18 protein-coding genes are annotated in these 22,149 nt (G+C 26.4%); 17 read left to right on the top strand and 1 reads right to left on the bottom strand.

The features are described 5' to 3' along the window. Positions 1 to 181 precede the first annotated feature (181 nt). The 17 genes from polA to VJI77_RS00820 all read left to right on the top strand — a co-directional run bounded on the left by polA (position 182) and on the right by VJI77_RS00820 (position 20,577). Positions 182 to 2,809 (top strand): DNA polymerase I, encoded by a 2,628-nt coding sequence (gene polA / locus VJI77_RS00900; RefSeq protein WP_323987911.1) that lies wholly within the window; start codon positions 182 to 184, stop codon positions 2,807 to 2,809. Continuing rightward, complete coding sequence (coaE, locus tag VJI77_RS00895; RefSeq protein WP_323987910.1) at positions 2,796 to 4,505, top strand: dephospho-CoA kinase; 1,710 nt, start codon at positions 2,796 to 2,798, stop codon at positions 4,503 to 4,505. Before polA ends, coaE begins: the two co-directional genes overlap by 14 nt. 160 nt (positions 4,506 to 4,665) lie before the next feature. Then, a complete protein-coding gene (locus VJI77_RS00890) occupies positions 4,666 to 5,040 on the top strand; it encodes a hypothetical protein (RefSeq protein ID WP_323987909.1) in 375 nt (124 codons plus the stop codon). Positions 5,041 to 5,281: 241 nt separating this feature from the next. Then, positions 5,282 to 5,746: a CtsR family transcriptional regulator gene (locus VJI77_RS00885; protein WP_009372373.1), complete on the top strand. Its 465-nt coding sequence runs from the start codon at positions 5,282 to 5,284 to the stop codon at positions 5,744 to 5,746. Continuing rightward, positions 5,739 to 6,233 carry a hypothetical protein gene (locus VJI77_RS00880; protein WP_323987908.1) on the top strand — a complete coding sequence of 165 codons (495 nt, stop codon included), beginning with the start codon at positions 5,739 to 5,741 and terminating at the stop codon, positions 6,231 to 6,233. The genes VJI77_RS00885 and VJI77_RS00880 overlap by 8 nt, the downstream gene beginning before the upstream one ends. After that, positions 6,226 to 7,203 carry an ATP--guanido phosphotransferase gene (locus tag VJI77_RS00875; protein ID WP_313960814.1) on the top strand — a complete coding sequence of 326 codons (978 nt, stop codon included), beginning with the start codon at positions 6,226 to 6,228 and terminating at the stop codon, positions 7,201 to 7,203. Before VJI77_RS00880 ends, VJI77_RS00875 begins: the two co-directional genes overlap by 8 nt. Positions 7,204 to 7,216: 13 nt before the next feature. Further along, entirely contained in the window at positions 7,217 to 9,640 is a 2,424-nt protein-coding gene (locus VJI77_RS00870; RefSeq protein WP_323987906.1) for an ATP-dependent Clp protease ATP-binding subunit, read from the top strand. Between the two features lie 90 nt (positions 9,641 to 9,730). Continuing rightward, positions 9,731 to 10,057 carry a heavy metal-binding domain-containing protein gene (locus tag VJI77_RS00865; protein ID WP_293439855.1) on the top strand — a complete coding sequence of 109 codons (327 nt, stop codon included), beginning with the start codon at positions 9,731 to 9,733 and terminating at the stop codon, positions 10,055 to 10,057. Positions 10,058 to 10,427: 370 nt separating this feature from the next. Further along, positions 10,428 to 13,109 carry a cation-translocating P-type ATPase gene (locus tag VJI77_RS00860; protein ID WP_323987904.1) on the top strand — a complete coding sequence of 894 codons (2,682 nt, stop codon included), beginning with the start codon at positions 10,428 to 10,430 and terminating at the stop codon, positions 13,107 to 13,109. Between the two features lie 375 nt (positions 13,110 to 13,484). After that, positions 13,485 to 15,155 carry a formate--tetrahydrofolate ligase gene (locus VJI77_RS00855; RefSeq protein WP_009372757.1) on the top strand — a complete coding sequence of 557 codons (1,671 nt, stop codon included), beginning with the start codon at positions 13,485 to 13,487 and terminating at the stop codon, positions 15,153 to 15,155. A gap of 16 nt (positions 15,156 to 15,171) precedes the next feature. Further along, positions 15,172 to 15,810 (top strand): cyclodeaminase/cyclohydrolase family protein, encoded by a 639-nt coding sequence (locus VJI77_RS00850; protein ID WP_269753030.1) that lies wholly within the window; start codon positions 15,172 to 15,174, stop codon positions 15,808 to 15,810. 10 nt (positions 15,811 to 15,820) lie between these two features. Continuing rightward, positions 15,821 to 16,672, top strand: a complete 852-nt coding sequence (locus VJI77_RS00845) for a bifunctional 5,10-methylenetetrahydrofolate dehydrogenase/5,10-methenyltetrahydrofolate cyclohydrolase (RefSeq protein ID WP_323987903.1) — start codon at positions 15,821 to 15,823, stop codon at positions 16,670 to 16,672. Between the two features lies 1 nt (position 16,673). After that, entirely contained in the window at positions 16,674 to 17,951 is a 1,278-nt protein-coding gene (locus VJI77_RS00840; protein ID WP_323987902.1) for a bifunctional folylpolyglutamate synthase/dihydrofolate synthase, read from the top strand. After that, positions 17,951 to 18,493 (top strand): 5-formyltetrahydrofolate cyclo-ligase, encoded by a 543-nt coding sequence (locus VJI77_RS00835; RefSeq protein WP_293439851.1) that lies wholly within the window; start codon positions 17,951 to 17,953, stop codon positions 18,491 to 18,493. The genes VJI77_RS00840 and VJI77_RS00835 overlap by 1 nt, the downstream gene beginning before the upstream one ends. A gap of 109 nt (positions 18,494 to 18,602) precedes the next feature. Beyond that, complete coding sequence (locus tag VJI77_RS00830) at positions 18,603 to 19,487, top strand: DegV family protein (protein ID WP_323987901.1); 885 nt, start codon at positions 18,603 to 18,605, stop codon at positions 19,485 to 19,487. Positions 19,488 to 19,520: 33 nt separating this feature from the next. After that, positions 19,521 to 19,904, top strand: coding sequence for a CidA/LrgA family protein (locus tag VJI77_RS00825; RefSeq protein WP_293439849.1), 384 nt, complete (start codon positions 19,521 to 19,523; stop codon positions 19,902 to 19,904). Next, on the top strand, positions 19,888 to 20,577 hold the full coding sequence (locus VJI77_RS00820; RefSeq protein ID WP_323987900.1) for an LrgB family protein: 690 nt from the start codon (positions 19,888 to 19,890) through the stop codon (positions 20,575 to 20,577). The genes VJI77_RS00825 and VJI77_RS00820 overlap by 17 nt, the downstream gene beginning before the upstream one ends. Positions 20,578 to 20,707: 130 nt before the next feature. On the opposite strand, the gene VJI77_RS00815 is transcribed toward VJI77_RS00820, so the two are convergent. Then, positions 20,708 to 21,919, bottom strand: coding sequence for a tRNA(Met) cytidine acetate ligase (locus tag VJI77_RS00815; RefSeq protein WP_323987899.1), 1,212 nt, complete (start codon positions 21,917 to 21,919; stop codon positions 20,708 to 20,710). Between the last annotated feature and the right edge of the window lie 230 nt (positions 21,920 to 22,149).

Raw genomic sequence — 22,149 nt, 5'->3', positions numbered from 1 at the left:
GGAATTATGTTATAATTAATATGGTTTGCCAAGTGGTAAAACTTATAATAATTTCAGCATAATAACAAAAATTGATTTATCTTATGGGAATTATGCTATAATAGATTCAACACGATAACATTAATAGAAAAAAAGAACAAGTTTAATAATTTTTATGATAGAATATATTTTGGAGAATAAAATGAAAAAAATACTTTTAATTGATGGATCAAGTCTTATTTTTAGGGCTTTTTATGCAATAAGAAATTTAACAACTAAAGATGGTGTTTTTGTTAATGGAGTTTATGGCTTTTTAAATATGTATTATAAGGCTTTAGAATTAATAAAGCCTACTCATGTTTTTGTTGCCTTTGATAAAGGGTCAAAAACTTTTAGACATAATGAATTTGCAGATTACAAAGGAACTCGTGATAAAGCACCTAATGAAATAATTTACCAATTTGGAATTTTAAAAGATTTGCTTTCTTCTATGAATGTAAATTATTTAGAACTTGATGAATATGAAGCTGACGACATCTTAGGAACTATAGCAAAACTTGCTCAAAAAGAAGGTTTTGAAGTAGATATTTTCACAGGAGATAGAGATTATTTACAATTGGTTGATGAGAATATTTTAGTTTATTTAACTAAAAAAGGTATAAGTGAAATTAAACTTATGAATAATGAATCAATTTTTGAAGAATATGGACTTTCTCCTAAACAGCTGATTGATGTTAAAGCTCTTCAAGGAGATAGTTCAGATAATATACCTGGAGTTAAAGGAGTTGGAGAAAAAACTGCTTTAAAGTTAATCCAAGAATATGGTAATCTTGAAAATTTATATGAAAATTTAGATAGTCTTAAAGGGAAATTAAAAGAAAATCTTGAGAATGAAAAGGATAAGGCCTATTTGAGTCGACATCTCGGAGAGATTTTTTTGAATGTTCCTATTGCAAGAAATATTGAAGATTTTGAAATTAAAGATGTTTCTAATGAATATCTTGAAAAATTAGAAAAATTAGAGTTTAAGAGTATTATTAATAAGCATTTTAAAGATATAAAAAAAGAAAGCGACGTAAAAGCAGACCAAAATATTGATTTTGAGGTTATTAATTTTTCAGAAATTTTTGAAAAAATAAAAAATGATGATGCAATATCAATAAAATTTTTCTCTGATAAAGGATATATTTATAGGGAAAAGTTTTATACTGGAATTTATTCAAACTATAACAAGAAAGCTTATATTTGTAAAGATTTTATGTTATCTGATTTTGAAAAGTTTTGTAATTTAGATGTAAATATAATTGGTTATGATATAAAAGAAGAATTGTTTTTTGCATTAAAAAATAATTTAGAATTTAAAAATTATGAAGATGTTATGATTTTAGAATATTTATTTGATTCTAATAAAGGAAATTATGACATTGGAAAAGTAAGCAACGAATTATTGCATTTAGAAATTCTAGACCTAAAAGAGATATCAGGAAAAGGAAAGAATAAAAAGACTTTTTTTGAATTTGAAGAGGATATTATTTTTAAATATATTTCTCAAAATGTATTTGCTATTTATAAATTATACAATATTTTTATTGAAAAATGCAAAGAAAATAATTTGATTTCGTTGTACGAAAATGTTGAAAAACCTTTAGTAAAAGTATTAGCAGATATGGAAAATACGGGCGTTTTAGTAGATAAAAGTATGATTAAGGAATTAAAAGAGGAGTATTCTAAACTTGCAAATGAGTATGAACAAAAGGTATATGAATTAGCAGGTGAAGTATTTAATCTTAATTCTCCAAAACAACTTGGGGTAGTTTTATTTGACAAAATGAAATTGCCTGTTGTAAAAAAGACAAAAACAGGATATTCAACAGATGTTGAAGTTTTAGAAAAACTATCTAAAAAGCATGAGATTGCAGATTATATTTTAAAGTATAGGTCTTTGAATAAATTAATTTCAACTTATCTAGATGGTATATTGGAATATATTATGGATGATGGTAGAGTTAGAACTTCTTTTAAACAAATGATTACTGCTACTGGAAGGCTTAGTTCAGTAGATCCTAATTTACAAAATATTCCAATAAGAAGTGAAGAAGGAAAAAATATTAGAAAGGTATTTGTAGCAGATAAAAATAAAGTATTTATTGATGCGGATTACTCACAAATTGAGCTTCGAGTTTTAGCACATTTATCTAAAGATTCTGTTATGATTGATTCTTTTAAAAATGATTTAGATATACATTATAAAACCGCAAGTGAAGTTTTTGGTGTTCCTATTAATGAGGTTACAGATAATCAAAGGAGAAGTGCAAAGGCTGTAAATTTTGGAATAGTTTATGGAATAAGCGATTATGGTCTTTCAAAAGATTTAAATATTACAAGAAATGAAGCTAGACAGTATATTGATGGATATCTGAATACTTATCCTAGTATAAAGAAATATATGGAAGAAATAGTTAATAAAGCTAAGAAAGATGGCTATGTAACAACTATTTTGGACAGGAAGAGATATATTCCAGAAATTAATTCAAAAAATTTTAATATTAGAAGTTTTGGAGAGAGAATTGCTTTGAATACTCCTATACAAGGAAGTGCAGCAGATATTATAAAACTTGCTATGATTAAAGTTTATGAAAGATTGAATTCAGAAAATGTTAATGCAAAATTAATTTTACAAATTCATGATGAGCTTATTATAGAGTGTGAAGAAAGTGAAAAAGAAATTGTTAAGAAGATATTAAAAGATTCTATGGAAAATGTATATAAATTAGATTTGCCATTGAAAGTTGATGTTTGTGAAGGGAGGAATTGGTATGAGTCAAAATAAGAAATATATTGTTATTACAGGTCAGGCTGCTAGTGGTAAAAGCAGTTTAGCTAATTTTATTAGGGAAAAAAATGAAAATTATTTAGTTTTGGATGCAGATGATCAAATTAAAGAGTTATATAAAAGGGGTGCTGAACTTTATAAAGTTCTAGTAAAAGAATTTGGAGATAGCATTTTAAATGAAAAGGGTAATATATCAAAAGGAAAGCTAAGAAGAACAATTTATTTTAGTGATGAAAATAGAGAAAAGCTAAATTCTTTAACTCATCCAGTCATTTTAAAAAATATGGTTAATATAGCTAAGAACTCTGATGCAGATGTTGTTTTTTTACAAATTCCACTATTAAATGAATCAATAGATAGATTAGAAAAATTAATTGATATTGATGAAGTATGGAATATAACAGCAAGTGATGAAGTTAGATTTAAAAGGCTAATGGAAAGAAAGGGAATGACTGAAGAAATTGCTCATAGAATTATGGAAATTCAATCAGAGTTTGAAAATGAAAACTATGATATTTTAACTGTTGAGAATAACGGAAATTTTGAAGATTTAAAAAATAAACTTGATTTATTTTTTAAGAATAGTTGTATAAACGAACAAAAAAAGTCGGGGTTTTTTGGAAGATTAAAGAAAAATAAGAAGGAAAGCGAAACTGATAAAATCGAAGAAAATCTTGATGATAAAAATGATGATACTGGTGCTTTTAGAAAAATAACTGAAGAAGAGGTCGTACCAGAAAAAATTGAAGATATTGACTCTAAAAAAGAAATTTCTGAAGAGCAAAATCTAGACAATTCTAAAATTATTGATGAACAAAGACAACCAATATTTTTTCAAGAACAAAACACTGAAAATATTGATTTAGAAAATTTAGATAATCAAGATTCATTAGATATGAAAAAAACAAAATTAACAGATTTAAGTTCAGTACGTGATGATATTAAAGAAGATGATACTAATTCTGTTAAAAGTGAAATAGCTAATTCTAACGAAGAATTTTTTGAAGAAAGTGTTGAAGAAGAAAAAAAAGATGAAGTCAAAAAGAAAAAGAAAATGAAAGTTTGGAAAAAAGTATTAATAACCATAGTTACTATAGTTATTATATGTAAGGCACTATTTTTAGGTGCTGTATATTATGGTGGTCAGAATTATCCAGTAAATTATATTGAAGAAATACAAAAATATTCAAATGAATATGGTGTAGATCCTAAAGTAGTTCTAGCCATTATGAGAGTTGAAAGTAATTTCAAAAGCGATGCAGTAAGTAAAGTTAATGCAAAAGGTCTAATGCAAGTTTTACCTGATACTGCTAAACATGTAGCAAAGTTATTAAATGTTGATGCTAATTCTTTAGATTTAAATGATCCCGAAACTAATGTTAAAGTTGGAACATACTATTTAAAATATTTAATGCAAAATTTTAGTAATATGGATACAGTTTATGCGGCCTATAATGGTGGTATAGGAAATGTGAAAACTTGGTTGAAAGACTCAAAATATTCTAGTGATGGAGTCAGTCTATATACTATACCTTCAGCTGAAACGAAAAATTATGTTAATAAAGTAAATAAAGCTTTGAAAGCTTATGAGATTCTTTATGGAAATGAATTCCCTACAAAAAAACTTAAGGGATTTGCTAAATTTAAAGAAAATGTAAAGAATACGGTTAGATATATTTTGAATAATTTTTAATTAAAAATTTATAACTTAATATTGAATATAAAAAGCAATGAACGAAATATTTCATTGCTTTTCTTGTTAATAAATTTTAAAATCATAAGAATAAATTGATTATATAAAAGTAATATGCTATAATCACCATAGTATTGTAATTACTGTATTGGAGATTTGTATGTATAATAAAATTAATAATTTATTAAATAATTTTACAAAAGATAAAGAAACTATAATAAAATTCTTATTTAGGTGTTCAATAGCGTTGGATTTATTTTTAATTTTGAGTTTTGTTATTGGTTTTTCTCTTGGAATGATAAGTTATGAAATTGGTTTTTTCATAGTAGGAATAGTTTTTAGATATGGTTTTATTATTTTTATATTAAGTATTCTACTTAAGTTTATAACTTTTATTTTGAGTTTTCATAGAAATACTGCAGAAGAAAAGAGATTTTTTTCTACTAGTTTAACTTATATGTTTAGATTGTTATTTGTTGCAGCATTACTTTATGGAATTTATTATATTGGAAAGGTTATGACTGCAGTTGGATAATAAACTCTAATAATATGATTAGTTTAAAATAAGAATCCCACCCTTCCACGATGCTTCGCATCGGGTGGGTCCTGGGAACCTTGTTGTTTTACAATAATAAAGTTGAGTTAATATTAAAAATTTACTCAACTTTTTTGATATAGAAAATATTTTGAAACTTAAAAAGTTTTTTAAAATGTAAAATAGTAAAAATCATTGGGTATAATATAATAAAGGTCAAAGTAGGTCAGGAGGTGCTCTTTTGGCAGGTATTAGTGATGTTATTGAAAAATTTTTGAAAGAAATGTTAGAAAATTCGGAAGATGGAATTATTGAGATAGGTAGAAATGATTTAGCAAGTAAATTTTCTTGTGCACCTTCTCAAATAAATTATGTTTTAACAACTAGATTTTCCTCTACAAATGGATATTATATTGAAAGTCATCGAGGAGGAAGTGGTTATATAAAAATTTCTACTCTTTCAAATGAAGATGTATTTTTTAATTCTGTTTTTGATTATTTAGAAAATAATGTAATTACTTTTAATGAAGGTAGAAGGATTGTAGACAGATTGTTTGAATTAGGATATATTACAAAAAGAGAAAGATTTATTATATTACATGCTATAAGTGATAACTCTCTTTGTATTGATACTAAAGCAAAAGATAGTTTAAGAGCAAATATATTATTAAATATTCTATATTCATTTGGGAGGAAAAATGACTAGGAAAATTGCAACAATTAGTTATGAAAAAGAAATATCAGATAATGAATATGACAATTTATTTGAATTTTTAAAATCTAGTGAAAAAGATGATTTGTTTTCTAATTTTAAAGGTCAAGTTTCTAATTCAAATGTTAAATGTAAAAGATGTAAAACATCTGTAAAGGATATGATTTTTACAAATCGAACAGTATGTCCATGTTGTTATGAAACAATTTTTAAATTGATAAGAAAAAAGAAAATAAAACCAAGTCTTATTTATTCAGATATTCTCGATAGATTATTAATGGACGATTTTAAAAAATATAAGGGTAAGGTACCTGAATATACAAAGATTTATTTTGATAATATAATAAAAATTGCGGACTTAGAAAGAGAGTTGAATCATTGTATAGAGACTGAAGAATTTTTAAAATGTGATGTTTTAAAAAATACTATTGAAGATTTAGAAAATAAAAATCTTAAACTTAGGAGAAAAATTAATGAGTAATTTCTTAGGAAAAATTTCTGAAAAATATATTTCCCTTTCAAGTCAAGTTGATGTTTATAGAAATGTAAAAGGTTATAATTTTAATTATATGTTAACTTTTAATGACGAAATTAACTTATATAATAAAATTTGTTCTTCATTCTATAAATTGTATTATAGTGATAGATTTTCCTTTGAAAAAGTGAATTCAAAAAAACAAATCATAAAATATTATAATGATGGGCTTTTTATAGATTCAAATGATATTTTTAGAGAAAATTCATATATAGCATCAAGAGATGATGGATTTGTTTATATGAATATAAATATTAGAGAACATCTTAGATTTACAGGAAAACTTCCGGGAGTAAATTTTCTGAGATGCGGACATTTTGCTTATGGATTAGAATCTGATTTAGAGGAAGAACTTGATTTTTCATTTAATACAAATTTTGGATATGTTTTTGAAGACATTAACTTAATAGGTAATGGATTAAAAATGATTAGTGTTTTACATATTCCATCTTTGAAATACTATAAAACAACTGAATTTTTAGAAAAGAAAATGAAAAAAATGGGGATAAATTTTTATTCTTTATCAAAAATAGGATTATGTGATGATTTTTATATTGCAGAATTTTCCAATCCTAAATCAGAAGAATTTTCAGCAATTAGAAAAATGGATAAATATATTAGTGAGATAGTAAATTTAGAAATAGATAATCGTAGGAAGCTTTTAGGTATAAAAACTGACTACTATAGAGAAAAATATGAAAAACTTAAAAAAGTTCTGATAAATAGAGAAAATATAACTCCATTTATAGTTAGTAAATTTATTTCTCTTTGTATATTATTGCAAAGTTTAGAACTTATTGTAGATTATGATATAAATTTACTGTATAAATGTCTTATGAGTATAAGAAGTTTAACTTTTTTAAATGATAAAGAGAGCAATAAAGAACTTTTAAATATAATTATAAAGTTAATTTAGGAGAGGTGATTGTATGTATGAAAATGTAATTAGAAGTGTGGATGAGTTTATTCGTTATGCTGTTAATGAAGCTTTTTATTTAAAAGATGATTATATCGGTACTGAACATATATTACTTGCATTCTTGAAGATAAACAGTAGAGAGACTGAGTGTCTTGTTTCTGCTGGTGCAAATTATAATTCTTTAAAGGGTTATTTAATAGATAAAAAGGGTTTTGGTGATTTTACAAATGTTGCAAGTAAATTATCAAAAAATGCAAAGAAAGTTGTTGATAATGCAGTTAATATTGCAATGGAATCTGATAATGTTCAAGTTTTACCCTGTCATCTTTTAATTTCATTAATGGAACTAAAAACAAGTCTTGCATATAAAATGCTTATTGATGCAAATATAAGTCCTGAAGGTATTTCTGCTGATATAAAAGAAAAGATACATTTTGCTTCAGATACTGAAGATAATGGTGGAGTAATGACAGAAACTTTAGATAAATATACCATTAATTTAAATGAAAGAGCAAAAATAGGAAAGATTGACCAAGTTATTGGTAGAGATAAAGAAATAGATAGAATCTTGCAGATTTTACTAAGAAGAACAAAAAATAATCCAATTCTAATTGGAGAAGCTGGAGTTGGAAAAACAGCTATTGTAGAAGGACTTGCTCTTAGAATTGTTGAAGGTAATGTTCCAGAGTTTTTAGAAAATAAAACAATTTATAGTTTAGATTTACCAGCTATGCTTGCAGGAAGTAAGTACCGTGGAGACTTTGAAAAAAGAGTAAAAGATACGTTAAATGAAATTATGAAAAATAAAAATGCAATTGTGTTTATTGATGAATTTCATAATATTGTTGGAACTGGTGGTAGTGAAGGATCTATTGATGCTGCTAATATTTTAAAACCATTTTTAGCTAGAGGAGAAATACAATTAATTGGTGCCACAACAATCGATGAATATAGAAAACATATTGAAAAAGATTCTGCTCTTGAAAGAAGATTACAACCAATAGAAGTTTTAGAACCTACAGTTAGTCAAACTATAAACATATTAATAGGATTAAAAGAAAAGTATGAAAAACATCATGGGATAGTAATCACAGACGAAGCAATAAAAGCTGCTGTAGAATTATCTAATAGATACTTAACAGATAGATTTCTACCTGATAAGGCAATTGACTTAATTGATGAAGCTGGATCTATGTTAAGAATTAAATCATATTTAAATCCCGATGATATCATTTATTTGAAAGAAAAAAATATAAAGTTAAAATCAGAAATTAAACAATTTGTTGAACATCAAGAGTTTTTAAAAGCTCAAGAATCAAAAAATAAGTATGAACAAAATCTAGAAGATATAAAAAAACTTAAAGAGATAAAAAAAGATAAGAAAAATAATGAAAATTTAATTTTAAAGTATGATGATATTGCAAAAGTTGTTTCAGACTGGAGTAAAATTCCAGTTAATAGATTGACAGCAAAGGAAAGTCAAAAATATCTATCTCTTTCTGATAATTTAAAGAATATAGTTATTGGACAAGGAACTGCTATTGATAGAGTCACTAATGCTATAAAGAGATCTAGAGCAGGAGTATCTTTGGGTAGTAAACCTATTGGTAGTTTTATATTTGTTGGAGCTACAGGTGTTGGAAAAACTTATCTTGCAAAATCATTAGCAAATCTTTTATTTGAATCTGAAGAAAATATGATTAGAATTGATATGAGTGAATATATGGAAAAACATACAGTTTCTAAACTAGTTGGATCTCCTCCTGGATATGTTGGATATGGAGAAGGTGGATATTTAACTGAAGCGGTAAGAAGAAAACCATATAGTGTAGTTTTGTTTGATGAGATTGAAAAAGCACATCCAGATGTATTTAATATGCTTCTTCAAATTCTAGATGATGGAAGATTAACAGATTCTCAAGGAAAAACAGTAAATTTTAAAAATACTGTAATTATTATGACTTCTAATGTAGGAGCATCTGCAATCGAAAAGAAGAATACATTAGGATTTTCTTCAAAAAAGGATGAAGAAGAAAAGGAATATGATAGAATTAAAGAAATTGTTAATTCTGAACTAAAAATTATGTTTAAGCCTGAATTTTTAAACAGGGTAGATGATATAATTGTATTTTCAAAATTAGATGAAAAAGACATATTGAAAATTACAGAACTTTTACTAGAAAAACTGAAAAAAAGACTTAAAAATATTGGGTTAAATATTGGATATAGTAATAAAATAATAAAAAAATTATCTGATATGGGCTTTGATAAGTCTTATGGAGCAAGACCTCTTGAAAGAATTATTAAATCAGAACTTGAAAATAAAATTGCAGATGAAATTTTAAAGAATCAAATTTTAAGTGATGAAAAATTATTTTTAGATGTAAAAAAAGGTAATATTGTATTAGAAAAAGTAAAAATAAAAACAAAATAGAATATCCTTTATTAATTTATATATTAGTAGAAAAACTATTGATAACATTTTACAAGTGTGTTAATATTATAAAAAAAGGAGGATATTTCTATGATTATTACAACTACAAATAATATTGAAGGATATGAAATTGTTGAATATAAGGGAGTTGTCTTCGGTGAAGTTATTACTGGAGTAAGTTTCTTAAAAGATTTTAAAGCAGGTCTAAGGGATATATTTGGTGGACGTTCATCTTCTTATGAAAAAGAATTGATGGGTGCAAGAGACGATAGTTTAGATGAGATTACTGAAAGAGCTAATGAAATTGGAGCTAATGCTGTAGTTGGACTAAAAATGGATTATGAAATGCTTGGAGCATCAAATGGAATGATGATGGTTACTTGCTCAGGTACTGCTGTTAGAATTATAAAAAAATAAATTTTTAGGTGTTTTAAAAATTTTTTAAAACACCTTTTTTGTGAAACAGCAAGATTTCTAGGAACTATCTCAATATAAAACATTATAGAATGTTGAGGTTAATGTTAAAAAATAAAGTTTTAAATATTCATTCAATGCAAAGATTAGCGAAATGTTGTAGTATTATTTTTATTTAAAATTACTTGAAAAATTTTTTAAAATTTAGTATAATATAACTAATAAAGGGGAGTAGCTAATTTTGTTTAGTCGTCAATACGGTTTATCCCGGCTAAACACCTAACTATTTCAATAGGAAGCAAGACCTTTGTTTAATTTAATTAAACAAGGTTTTTTTTATGCAAAAAAAGCCTTAATTCAAGGAGGATAAATTATGTTTTGGTACAACAAAAGTGTTGATGAATGTATCAATGAACTTGGAAGCGATGATAAAAATGGACTTTCAAGTAAAAAAGCTTTAGAGCTTTTAGAAAAAAATGGAAGAAATGAGTTAAAAGAAAAGAATAAAAAATCACTTCTTTCAAAAATTATTGACCAATTTAAAGACCCTATGATTTTAATTTTAATTGGAGCTTGCATTATGTCAGCTATAGTTGGTGAAATAACAGATGCTTTTATAATCATAGCTATTGTAATTGTTAATGCAATTCTTTCACTTAATCAAGAGGGAAAAGCTGAAAAAGCTATAGAAGCTTTACAAAAAATGGCTAGTCCAATGGCAAAAGTTTATAGAGATGGAAAATTAATTCATATTCCTTCTCCAGAAATTGTAGTTGGAGATATTGTAGAGCTTGAAACAGGTGATATTATTCCAGCAGATTTAAGATTAATTGAAAGTTTTATTTTAAAGATTGATGAAGCTTCTTTAACTGGAGAATCTGTACCTGTTGAAAAATTTGCATATAAAGTTTATGATGGAGAAATTGAGATTGGTGATAGAGAAAATATGGCTTACTCTTCTACTATTGTTGCTTATGGTAGAGGAAAAGGAGTAGTAGTTTCTACTGGAGAAAATACGGAAATTGGTAAAATTGCAACAACTCTTGATTCTTTTGAAGATGAAGACACTCCACTACAAAAAAAGCTAGCTGGTCTTTCAAAATCTCTTGGGCTGATAACAATAGGAGTTTGTATTGTAGTATTTATAGTTGGGCTTTTGTATAAACAACAGTTTTTACTTATGCTTTTAACTGCAATTTCACTAGCTGTTGCAGCGGTTCCTGAAGGGTTGCCAGCAATAGTTACAATAGTTTTATCTCTCGGTATGACAAAAATGGTAAAAAAGAATGCTATAGTAAAAAAACTTTTAGCAGTTGAAACATTAGGAACTACAACAGTAATTTGTTCTGATAAAACAGGAACTCTTACTCAAAATGAAATGACTGTAAAAAAAATTTTTGTAAATAATCTAGTTTATGATGTAGAAGGAACTGGTTATGAACCTGTTGGAGATATATATTTAAACGGAGAAAAAGTTAATGCTAAAGAAATAGAAAATTTTATTTCAATTTCTAAAATTTCAACTCTTGTTAATGATGCAAAACTACTTAAAGATGAAAATATGTATAGAATAGCAGGAGATCCTACTGAGGGTGCATTGCTTACTCTTTCAGAAAAAGTTGGCATTACTAAAGATGAATTAAATAACAATCATAAAAGAGTAGCAGAAATACCATTTGATTCAACTAGAAAGATGATGACAACATTTAATGAAAATGTATTTTCATCTAATGTTATATCTGCTACAAAGGGTGCACCTGATATTATAATAGATAATTGTAAATATATTTTAATTAATGGAAAAGAAGAAGAATTTACTTCAGAATTAAAAGAAAAAGTTCTTTTACAAAATAGTCAATTTGCTAAACAAGCACTTCGTGTTTTAGCTTTTGCTTATAGAAAATTTGACTCATTACCTGAAGAAAAAACTTCAGAAAATATAGAAAGAGATATGGTTTTTGTTGGTCTTATGGGAATGATAGATCCTGCAAGGCCAGAAGCAAAAGAAGCAATCAAAGAATGTAAAAAAGCAGGAATAATTCCTATAATGATAACTGGAGATTATCTAGAAACTGCAGTCGCTATAGCTAAAGATTTAGGAATTTTAGATGAAAATTCAAAGGCTATTATGGGTCGTGAGCTTAACAAAATGACTGAAGAAGAAATTTGTGAAGTTGTCAAAACTACACGAGTTTTTGCAAGGGTAAGTCCTGAAAATAAAGTGCAAATAGTTAGTGCGTTAAAGAAAAACGGACATATTGCTGCAATGACAGGCGATGGGGTAAATGATGCTCCTGCAATTAAGAGAGCTGATATTGGAGTTTCAATGGGAATTACAGGAACAGATGTTGCAAAAAATACTTCAGATGTAATTTTAACAGATGATAATTTTGCTACAATAGTATCAGCAGTTCATGAAGGACGTATTATTTATTCAAATATTAAAAAGTTTGTTTCTTTCCTATTATCTTGTAATGTAGGAGAAATTTTAATAGTTTTAATATCTATTCTTTTAAATATACCAGTACCTTTTATACCAATTCAATTACTTTGGTTAAATCTAGTTACAGACAGTTTTCCTGCATTGGCACTTGGTGTTGAAAAGGGTGATGAAGATATTATGCAAGTTCCACCAAGAAATCCAAATGAACCAATTTTAGATAAAGAAATGATTTATAGTATAATTTCTCAATCTTTAGCAATTACAGTTGCAACACTTGGAGCGTATTTCTATGGAATGCATCATTATCCTAATCATATTGAAGGAGCAAGAACAGTTGCATTCTTTACACTTATAACTGCAGAACTACTAAGAAGCTATTCTGTTAGAAGTAGTAGATTTACATTATTCCATATTGGAATATTTTCAAATAAAACATTGGTATATGGAACAGCATTATCTTTCTTTATGATGCTAGTAGTTGTATATGTACCTTTCTTACAACCATATTTTGATACTGTTTCTTTAGGAATAAAAGAGTTAGCAGTTGCAATACCACTTGCATTCTTACCTTTTGTTGTTGCTGAAGTTTCCAAAGTGTTAAGAAAGAAATAAAAGAATTAAAAAATATTATAAAAAGTTGGATTATTAAATTATAGTCCAACTTTTTTTATATTATATTTCTGATATTAAAAATAATTATTTGTAAAAATTGATAACATATTTATAAATTTATACTATAATCTTTATATTTTTAATAATAAACAAACGTTCATCATGATATTAACAATTATATAATTTTATAATAAAATCTGTTTTGCTTTTTATTTATAAGGGTATTTTATTCTATAGGTGTATAGTTTATTTTACAATGATATAAGATTCTTTTTACAATAAAAGATATTGACATATTATTAAATAAATTGTATACTGAATAAAGGGAATAACGATTCCCAATAAATGTTTTTTAAATTAAAAAGGAGGACTTTTATGAAGACAGATGTGCAAATTGCTCAAGAAGCAAAAATGAAACCTATCAGAGAAGTAGCTGATTACTTAGGATTTCCGGAAGAAGCTATTGAACTTTACGGAAACTATAAAGCAAAGTTGAATATACATGAATTGAAAGATTATAACGAAAGACCAAATGGAAAGTTAATTTTAGTAACTGCTATAACTCCAACTCCTGCAGGAGAAGGTAAAACTACTACTGTTGTTGGGCTTGGTGATGGACTAAATAAAATAGGAAAAAGAACATCTCTTGCATTAAGAGAACCTTCTTTAGGACCGGTTTTTGGAGTTAAAGGTGGTGCTGCAGGTGGTGGATACGCACAAGTAGTTCCTATGGAAGATATAAATTTACACTTTACTGGAGATTTTAATGCTATTGGTGCTGCTAATAACTTATTAGCTGCTATGTTAGATAATCATATTAATCATGGAAATGAATTAGATATCGATTCCAGAACTATTACATTAAAAAGAGTTGTTGATATGAATGATAGACAACTTCGTTTTATTGTAGATGGATTAAACGGAAAAGCAAATGGTGTTCCAAGAGAAGATGGATTTGAAATAGTAGTTGCATCTGAAGTAATGGCTATTTTATGTCTATCAAATGATTTAAAAGATTTAAAGGAAAAATTAGGAAAAATCATTGTTGCTTACAATAGAAAGGGTGAACCAGTAACAGCAAAAGATTTGAATGCTCAAGGTGCAATGGCGGCATTATTAAAGGATGCTATCAAGCCAAATCTTGTTCAAACATTAGAACATACTCCTGCATTTATTCATGGTGGACCTTTTGCTAATATAGCTCATGGTTGTAATAGTATAATTGCTACAAAATTAGCATTGAAATATTCTGATTATGTTGTTACTGAAGCTGGTTTTGGAGCTGACTTAGGAGCTGAAAAGTTCTTAGATATTAAATGTAGATTTGCAGGTTTAAATCCTAATGCAGTTGTAGTTGTTGCTACTGTAAGAGCTTTAAAGATGCATGGTGGACTTGCTAAGACAGAATTAGGAAATGAAGATTTAGTTGCTTTAGAAAAAGGACTTCCAAACTTACTAAAACATGTTGAAAATATGCAAAATCTATTTGGCATTCCTTGTGTTGTTGCAATTAACAAATTTCCATTAGATACTGATGCAGAAATTCAATTAATTGAAACTAAATGTAAGGAATTAGGTGTTAATGTTGTTCTTTCAGATGTTTGGGCAAAAGGTGGAGAAGGTGCAGTTGACCTTGCTCATGAAGTTGTAAGACTTGCAGAAAATGACAAACCAATTAATCAAATATATGATATTGAAGACTCTTTAGAAGAAAAATTAAATAAAATCGTTCAAAAGGTTTATGGAGGTTCTGGTGTAACATTCTCTCCAGGAGTTAAAAAGAAAATTAAAACTATAGAAGAATTAGGTTTTAAAAATGTTCCTATCTGTATGGCAAAAACGCAATATTCATTCTCTGATGACAAGAATAAAGTTGGTAGACCAGAAGGATTTAAGGTAAATATCAAAAATATAAAGATTGCTGCAGGTGCAGGATTTGCAGTTGCTTATAGTGGTGATATTATGACTATGCCTGGACTACCAAAAGTTCCTGCTGCAAATAATATTGACATTACTGATGACGGAAAGATAGTTGGATTATTCTAGTTAATAGGAGGAATTTATGGAACAAAAAATGTGTGATAAAACCATAAATTTATTTATTCAAGAATTATCAGATAAACAACCAGTACCAGGGGGAGGAGGAGCATCCGCCCTTGTAGGTGCTTTGGGAGTTGCCCTTTTAAATATGGATGCAATTTATACTACTGGTAATGAAAAATTTAAAGATGTTGAAGAAGAAATTAAAGAGCAAATAAAAAAATATAACGAATTAATTACTTCTTTAAAAGAATTAGTTCAAGGGGATGCGGATGCTTTCTATCCACTTTCTCAATGCTATAAGATGCCAAGAAATACTGACGAGGAAAAGAGATTAAAGAGAGAAGCATTAGAAGAAAACCTTTATAATGCTGCTATGATTCCTTTACAAATAATGGAAAAATCTTATGAGGCACTTTGCTTAGTAGATAGACTTATTAGAATTGGAAATAAAAATCTTATTGGAGATGTTGCAACTGGAGCTGTATTTTTAGAATCCGCTCTTAAAGGGGCAAGTCTTAGTGTCTTTGCGAATACTTCTTCAATGAAAAATGAAGATAATATTAAGATGATAAATGAAAAATCTATGAAATTATTAAAAGATGGAACGAAACTTGCTAACAAGGCGTTTGAAGAAATATTTAATGGATTTTTAAAATAAGGAGACTATTATGACAACAATAATGAAAGGTAAAGAAGTAGCAATTGCTTTAAAGGAAAAGATTAAAGCAGGAGTTGCTGAACTTAAAGAAAAAGGAAAAGTTACTACTTGTGGTTTTATTAGAGTTGGAGATAGAAGTGATTCTATAGGTTATGAAAACGCAGCAATTAAAGTTTTATCTTCTTTAGGAATTGAATGTGTTCAATTTCACTATCCAGAAGATATTACTGAAGCTAATTTTATTTCTGAATTAGAAAAAATTGGAAACGATGATAGTGTTGATGGTTTTTTACTTTTAAGACCATTACCTGCACATATTGACGATGATTTGGTTGGAATGAAAATTAATCCTAAAAAAGATATTGATGGAGTAAGTCCATATAATATTGGAGAAGTTTTCTATCCGAAAGAAGATAGTTTCATTCCTTGTACCGCTGCTGCTGTTATAAAAATGTTAGAATTTTATGATTTAGATTTAACAGGTAAAAATGCAGTTGTATTAGGTCGTAGCAATGTAATCGGCAAACCTGTTGCAATGTTATTATTGGCAAAGAATGCAACAGTTACTGTATGTCATAGTAGAACTCAAAATTTGAAAGAAGTTTGTAAGAATGCAGATGTCTTAGTTTCAGCTATTGGGAAAGCTCATTTTGTTACAAAAGAATTTGTAAAAGAAGGAGCTATAGTAGTTGACGTTGGAACAAATTATGATGAAAATGGAAAGGTAACTGGTGATGTTCATTTTGATGAAGTTTCTGAAATTGCAAGTTATATTAATCCAGTACCAGGCGGTATCGGATCAATAACTACTTCAGTTTTAGCAGAAAAATGTTTAATTGCCGCTAGAAAAAAGGTAAAATAATATGGATTATGAAACTGCAATGATTAAACTCAGAGGAGAAGTTTGCAGTGGAGTTAAATTAGGTTTACAAAATATAAAAAATCTTATGGAAAAATTAGGAAATCCACAAGATAAATTAAAAATTATTCATATTGCAGGAACCAATGGTAAGGGTTCCTGCACTTCTTTTGTAAATTCTGTTTTAGTTTCACAAGGGTATAAAGTTGGGATGTTTACTTCTCCTTCTATTTACAATTTTGAAGAAAGAATTAGAATAAATAATAAAAATATTCCAGAAGATAAATTAATAGAATTAATGAACGAGGTAAGGGAAATTGCAAATACTCTTGAAGTTTTTCCGGCCGATTTTGAACTTGTAACGGCTTTAGCATTTTTGTATTTTTACAGAGAAGATTGTGATTTTGCTATTATGGAAGTAGGATTAGGTGGAAGACTTGATGCTACAAATGTAATAAACAAACCTTTAATTACATTAATTACATCTATAAGTTTTGATCATCAACAATTTTTAGGAAATACTATAAAAGAAATATCTCTTGAAAAAGCAGGAATAATTAAAGATGGTGTCCCTCTAGTTCTATATTCCCAAGATACTGAAATTATGGATAATATAATAGGAGTTGCAAAATCTAAGAATTCTAAAGTTATAGTAAATGATTTATCTAAAATTAAAGTATTGGAAAATAAAAAATCAGGGCAAGTTATTGATTATAAAAATTTTAAAAATTTAAAAATAAATTTACTTGGATCACATCAAGTTAAGAACGCTACAATATCTATTGAATTACTTTTAGAGCTTAGAAAAATGTGTTTTGATATTTCAAATGAAAGTATATATAATGGATTTTCAACAGTTGATTGGCCTTGTAGATTTGAACTTGTTTCTAAAAATCCAGATTTTATTTTAGATGGAGCACATAATATTGACGGTATAGAAAAATTTATTTCAAATATGAATTTTTACTATAAAAATAATAAAAAAATTGCAATTTTTGGAGTGTTAGCTGATAAAGATTATAATGAAATGCTAAAGAAAATTATTCCATGTTTTGATGTTTTTCTAACTGTAAGGCCAGATTCAGAAAGAGCAATGGAAGCTAATGAATTAAGTGAAAAAATTGAAGCGTTAACTGAAAAAAAGGTTTATAGTTTTGAAAGTTATCAAGATGCTATTGATAAAGCCTTTGAAATTTCAAATAAAGAAGATGTAATTTCAGCATTTGGATCTTTATATTTTGTGGGGGAAGTTCGCAAACTTTTGGGAGTGAGTGATTATTAATGGATAAAAAAATTATAAGAAAACAAATTCAAGAAAAATTAAAAAAAATATCTGAAGAAGATAGAAAAATATTTGAAGAAATTTTATATAAAAAATTGTATGAAAATGGAAATTTTAAAAATGCTAAATGCGTAGCATTAACAATTCCATTTGGAACGGAGATAAACACATACCCTATAATTGAAAAATTATTAAAAGAGGGTAAAACAGTATGTTCACCAATATGCGAAAAAGAAACTAGAAAAATGACTTTTTATAAAATAGATTCTTTGAATGAATTAATTGAGGGTTATTATGGAATTAAAACACCTCCTGAAATTGAAAAAAACATTGTTGAAAAAAATGATATTGATTTAATATTAGTACCTGGAGTAGGATTTGATAAAAATAATTATAGAATTGGCTTTGGTGGGGGATATTATGATAGATATTTAAAAGATTATAAAGGACATACTATAGCTTTGGCATTTAAAGAACAAATTGTAGAGAAAGTTCCGAAAAACGAATTTGATTTGCCCGTGGATTTGGTAATTACAAATTAAATATTAATTTTCAAAAATAGTTTTATTTTAAAACTATTTTTTTCTTGCAAAAAATTCCAAAATAGTATATTATATAGACTAGGTAAGTTTTTAAAAAATGGAGGTAGATATGATAAAGTTATTTTCTGATATGGGAGCTGATATTCCAGTAGAAATTGCAAAAAAATATAAAATCCAAATTTTTAATATGGTAGTTACTGATGGAGAAAATGAATATATTTTAAATCATGATATAAATAAATATAAATTATTTGAGAATATGGCTAAAGGAGTTAATTATAAAACATCCCAGGTATCATATAAAGATTTTTATGATACATTTAAAAAAGAAGTATTAGAAAAAAATGAAATTATTTATATTTCCTTATCTTCAGGCCTTTCTGGAACTTATAATACTGCTAATATGGTAAAAAATGACTTATTAGATGAATTTCCAGAAGCTAAAATTCACATAATAGACAGTTTAGGAGCTAGCTTTGGATATGGAATTCTTGATATAAAAGTTGCTAAAATGATTGAAAATAATGAAGGTATAGAAGAAATATTAAAATATATAGATTTTTATAAAAAACATATTAATTATATTTTTTCTGTTGATGATTTAACATATCTTTATAGAGGTGGAAGATTAAATAAGGCTAAGTTCATAATAGGGAACTTATTGAATATTTGTCCTATATTAGATATTTCGAAAGATGAGGGGAAGCTTAATTTTATTGATAAAGTTAGAGGTCATAAGGCATTTAAGAAAAAATTGATAGATATTATAAGGAGTAAATCTGATGTTTTAGATAAACAAACACTTGTTATTTTTCATGGAGACTGTAAAGATAAGGCAGATGATTTGAAAGAGCTATTGATTAGTGAGTTTAATAATAGTGATGTAATAATTAGTGGAGTAGATGCTGTTATTGGATGTCATACAGGGCCAACAGTAGTAGCAATGGTTTATCTTGATGAATTATATGGGAAATATGATAAGTTTGAAATTTAAGGGTTAGAGATAACCCTTAAATTATTTTGGGAGATGATTTTTATTAAACATATTTATGAATTTTTAGTTATTTTAATTTTTTTATTTTTTGGAACTATTTTAGAGGTTATTTTTAAATCTCCAATACCAGCAACAATTTTATCAATGTTATTCTTAGTTGCTTTGTTATATTTTAAAGTAATTCATTTAAAGAAAATAGAGAAAGTTTCAGAATTCTTACTTGAAAGTATTACACTTTTTATGACACCATTAGTTATTGGAGTTATAGATAAATTTCATTATTTTAATGAGAAATTTTTACAAATTTTCTTAATCTTATTTGTAAGTGTAGTTGTATCTATGATTATTACAGCTTTTGCTACAACTTTTTTTGTAAAGATTTTTGTAAAAGGAGATAAAAATGGAATTAATAATTAACAATCCACTTTTTGGTATTTTTTTAACTATAATAACATTTGTAATAGGGTATGAAATTCAATTAAAATTAGGATTAAAATTTTTAAGTCCAATGGTTACATCTTCTGTTATAATTATTTTAGTTCTTGTTGTTCTTAATATACCATATTCAAATTATAAGCAAGGAGCCGATATATTAACTTTTTTTGTTGCACCAGCAACTGTAGTACTAGCGGTACCATTATATAAAAATTTAGATATAATAAAAAAATATTTTCTTCCAATATTGTTTGGATGTCTAGTTGGAATAAGCGTTGGAGCAATTGTTGGAATATTTTTATGCAATGTTTTTGGAATAAGTAAAGAGATTTTGCTTTCTATGTTACCAAAATCTGTTACATCTGCTATAGGTTATGAAATTTCAAAGAAAATTGGAGCAATTATGGAAATTTCTATGGTATTTATAGTTATCTGTGGAATTATAGGTTATAGTGTAGGAGAATTAATTTTTAAGATTTTTAAAATAGATGATAAAGTTGCAAGAGGAGTTGCACTTGGTTCTTGCAGTCATGTTCTAGGAACTGCAAAAGCAATGGAACTTGGAGAAATCGAAGGCACTATTGCTACAGTATCAATTTCAATTTCAGGAATTTTAGCAGTAATTTTAATTCCTGTAATATTAAATTTTATTTAGCAAAAAGCTGATAAAGAATACAATAGTAGTCTTTATCAGCTTATTTTTAATGTCTAATTATTGGAAATTACTAGATAAACATCATACATTTATGATTGTATTATTTTATATTAGACAACTATTATTATATTTATTCATGCAAAAAAGATATAAACTCAGTTTCATTTTTGGTATTTGTGAATAGCTTATAAAGTTTTCTTGAATTTTGTTCAATTTCAAATTTATTTTTTTGAAAATCCGATAGATTTTGTGTGCTTTTGTTTGTTGTTATAATTTCTAGATTAGTTTTATTTTTAATTTCTTTAAGCAGTTCTTGTCCTTTTTTGTTAAATCCTAAAACTGTTATATATTCAATATCTTTAGAATACATTTCCTTTATTTCATTATTTATATTCAATAGATAATTGTAAATAAATCTTTTAATTCTAACTTTTTTATATCTTTTACTCTGTATTTTCTCTGCTAATTCTTCTATAGAGTTTACTGAATAAATATTTTTCTTAATTAAATTTAAAATTCCATTTTCGTAATTTACAATATTTTCAGGATTGATTTGATTTATTAAAATATTGTATTTTAAAATTTCTAAAATAACTTTTTCATTAGGTAAAATATTATTTATTACTGAATTTTTTAATTCATCAAAAGTATTTTCATCTATAAAGTTTTCAATTATTTCAAAATTATTTTCATAGATTGCTTTTCTTATTGCTGAAGCGCTTAATTGCTCTTTTGAATTATAATCCTCATCATTATAATTTTTTCCTTTTCTTTTTATAGGAAAAGGAGTTATTTTAGATTTTGATAGTATTATATTTTTGACATATTCAATTGATAGAATATTATTGGAAATAAAAAAGTCATCTTGTATTTCTAAAATCTTATATTTTCTGTTAATTTCTATACAAGCATTTTTATATGCAACTGCATAACTTTTTCCAAGTTTCATTTCATAGCTTAAGATTTTTTCTATTTCATTTTTGTATTGAAGTTGAAATTTTGCAATTTCTATAATATCCTCTTTTTTCTCACATTCGAAACCAAAGCAAAGATAGTCTATGATATCTAGTTTATTTAGAATAGATATTCCACCTTTTACAAAGTTTTCAGCACTTTGCAAACTGTAGTAAAATGGAAGTTCTATTACGAGATCAACTCCATTATTAACTGCAATTCTAGCCCTTGTGTATTTGTCTAAGATTGAACATTCACCACGCTGAACAAAATCTCCGCTCATTATTGCAATTATATTGGAATTCAATTCATTTTTTATTCTATCTATTTGATATTTATGACCTAAATGAAATGGATTGTATTCAGCAATTATTCCTGAGTTTTTCATAAAATCTCCTTTTTAAAATTATTTAAAGATTATTATATTAAAATATTCGTAATAAAGTAAATAATTTTACTATATACGATTATTATATCATAACATTTTATTAATTGAAAAATAATTAAAAAATATTAATCATAAAATTATCAATTTTATATGCTTATGATTATTGACTAAAACTAAAAAAAAATATATAATAATTGTACTATTTTTATTATAAGCTTTTGGAGGTTTGT

The sequence above is a fragment of the Parvimonas sp. D2 genome, from assembly GCF_035282635.1.
GTDB lineage: Bacteria > Bacillota > Clostridia > Tissierellales > Peptoniphilaceae > Parvimonas.
Note: the sequence above shows the minus strand (reverse complement) of the source record. Positions and strands in the feature narration are given on the sequence as shown.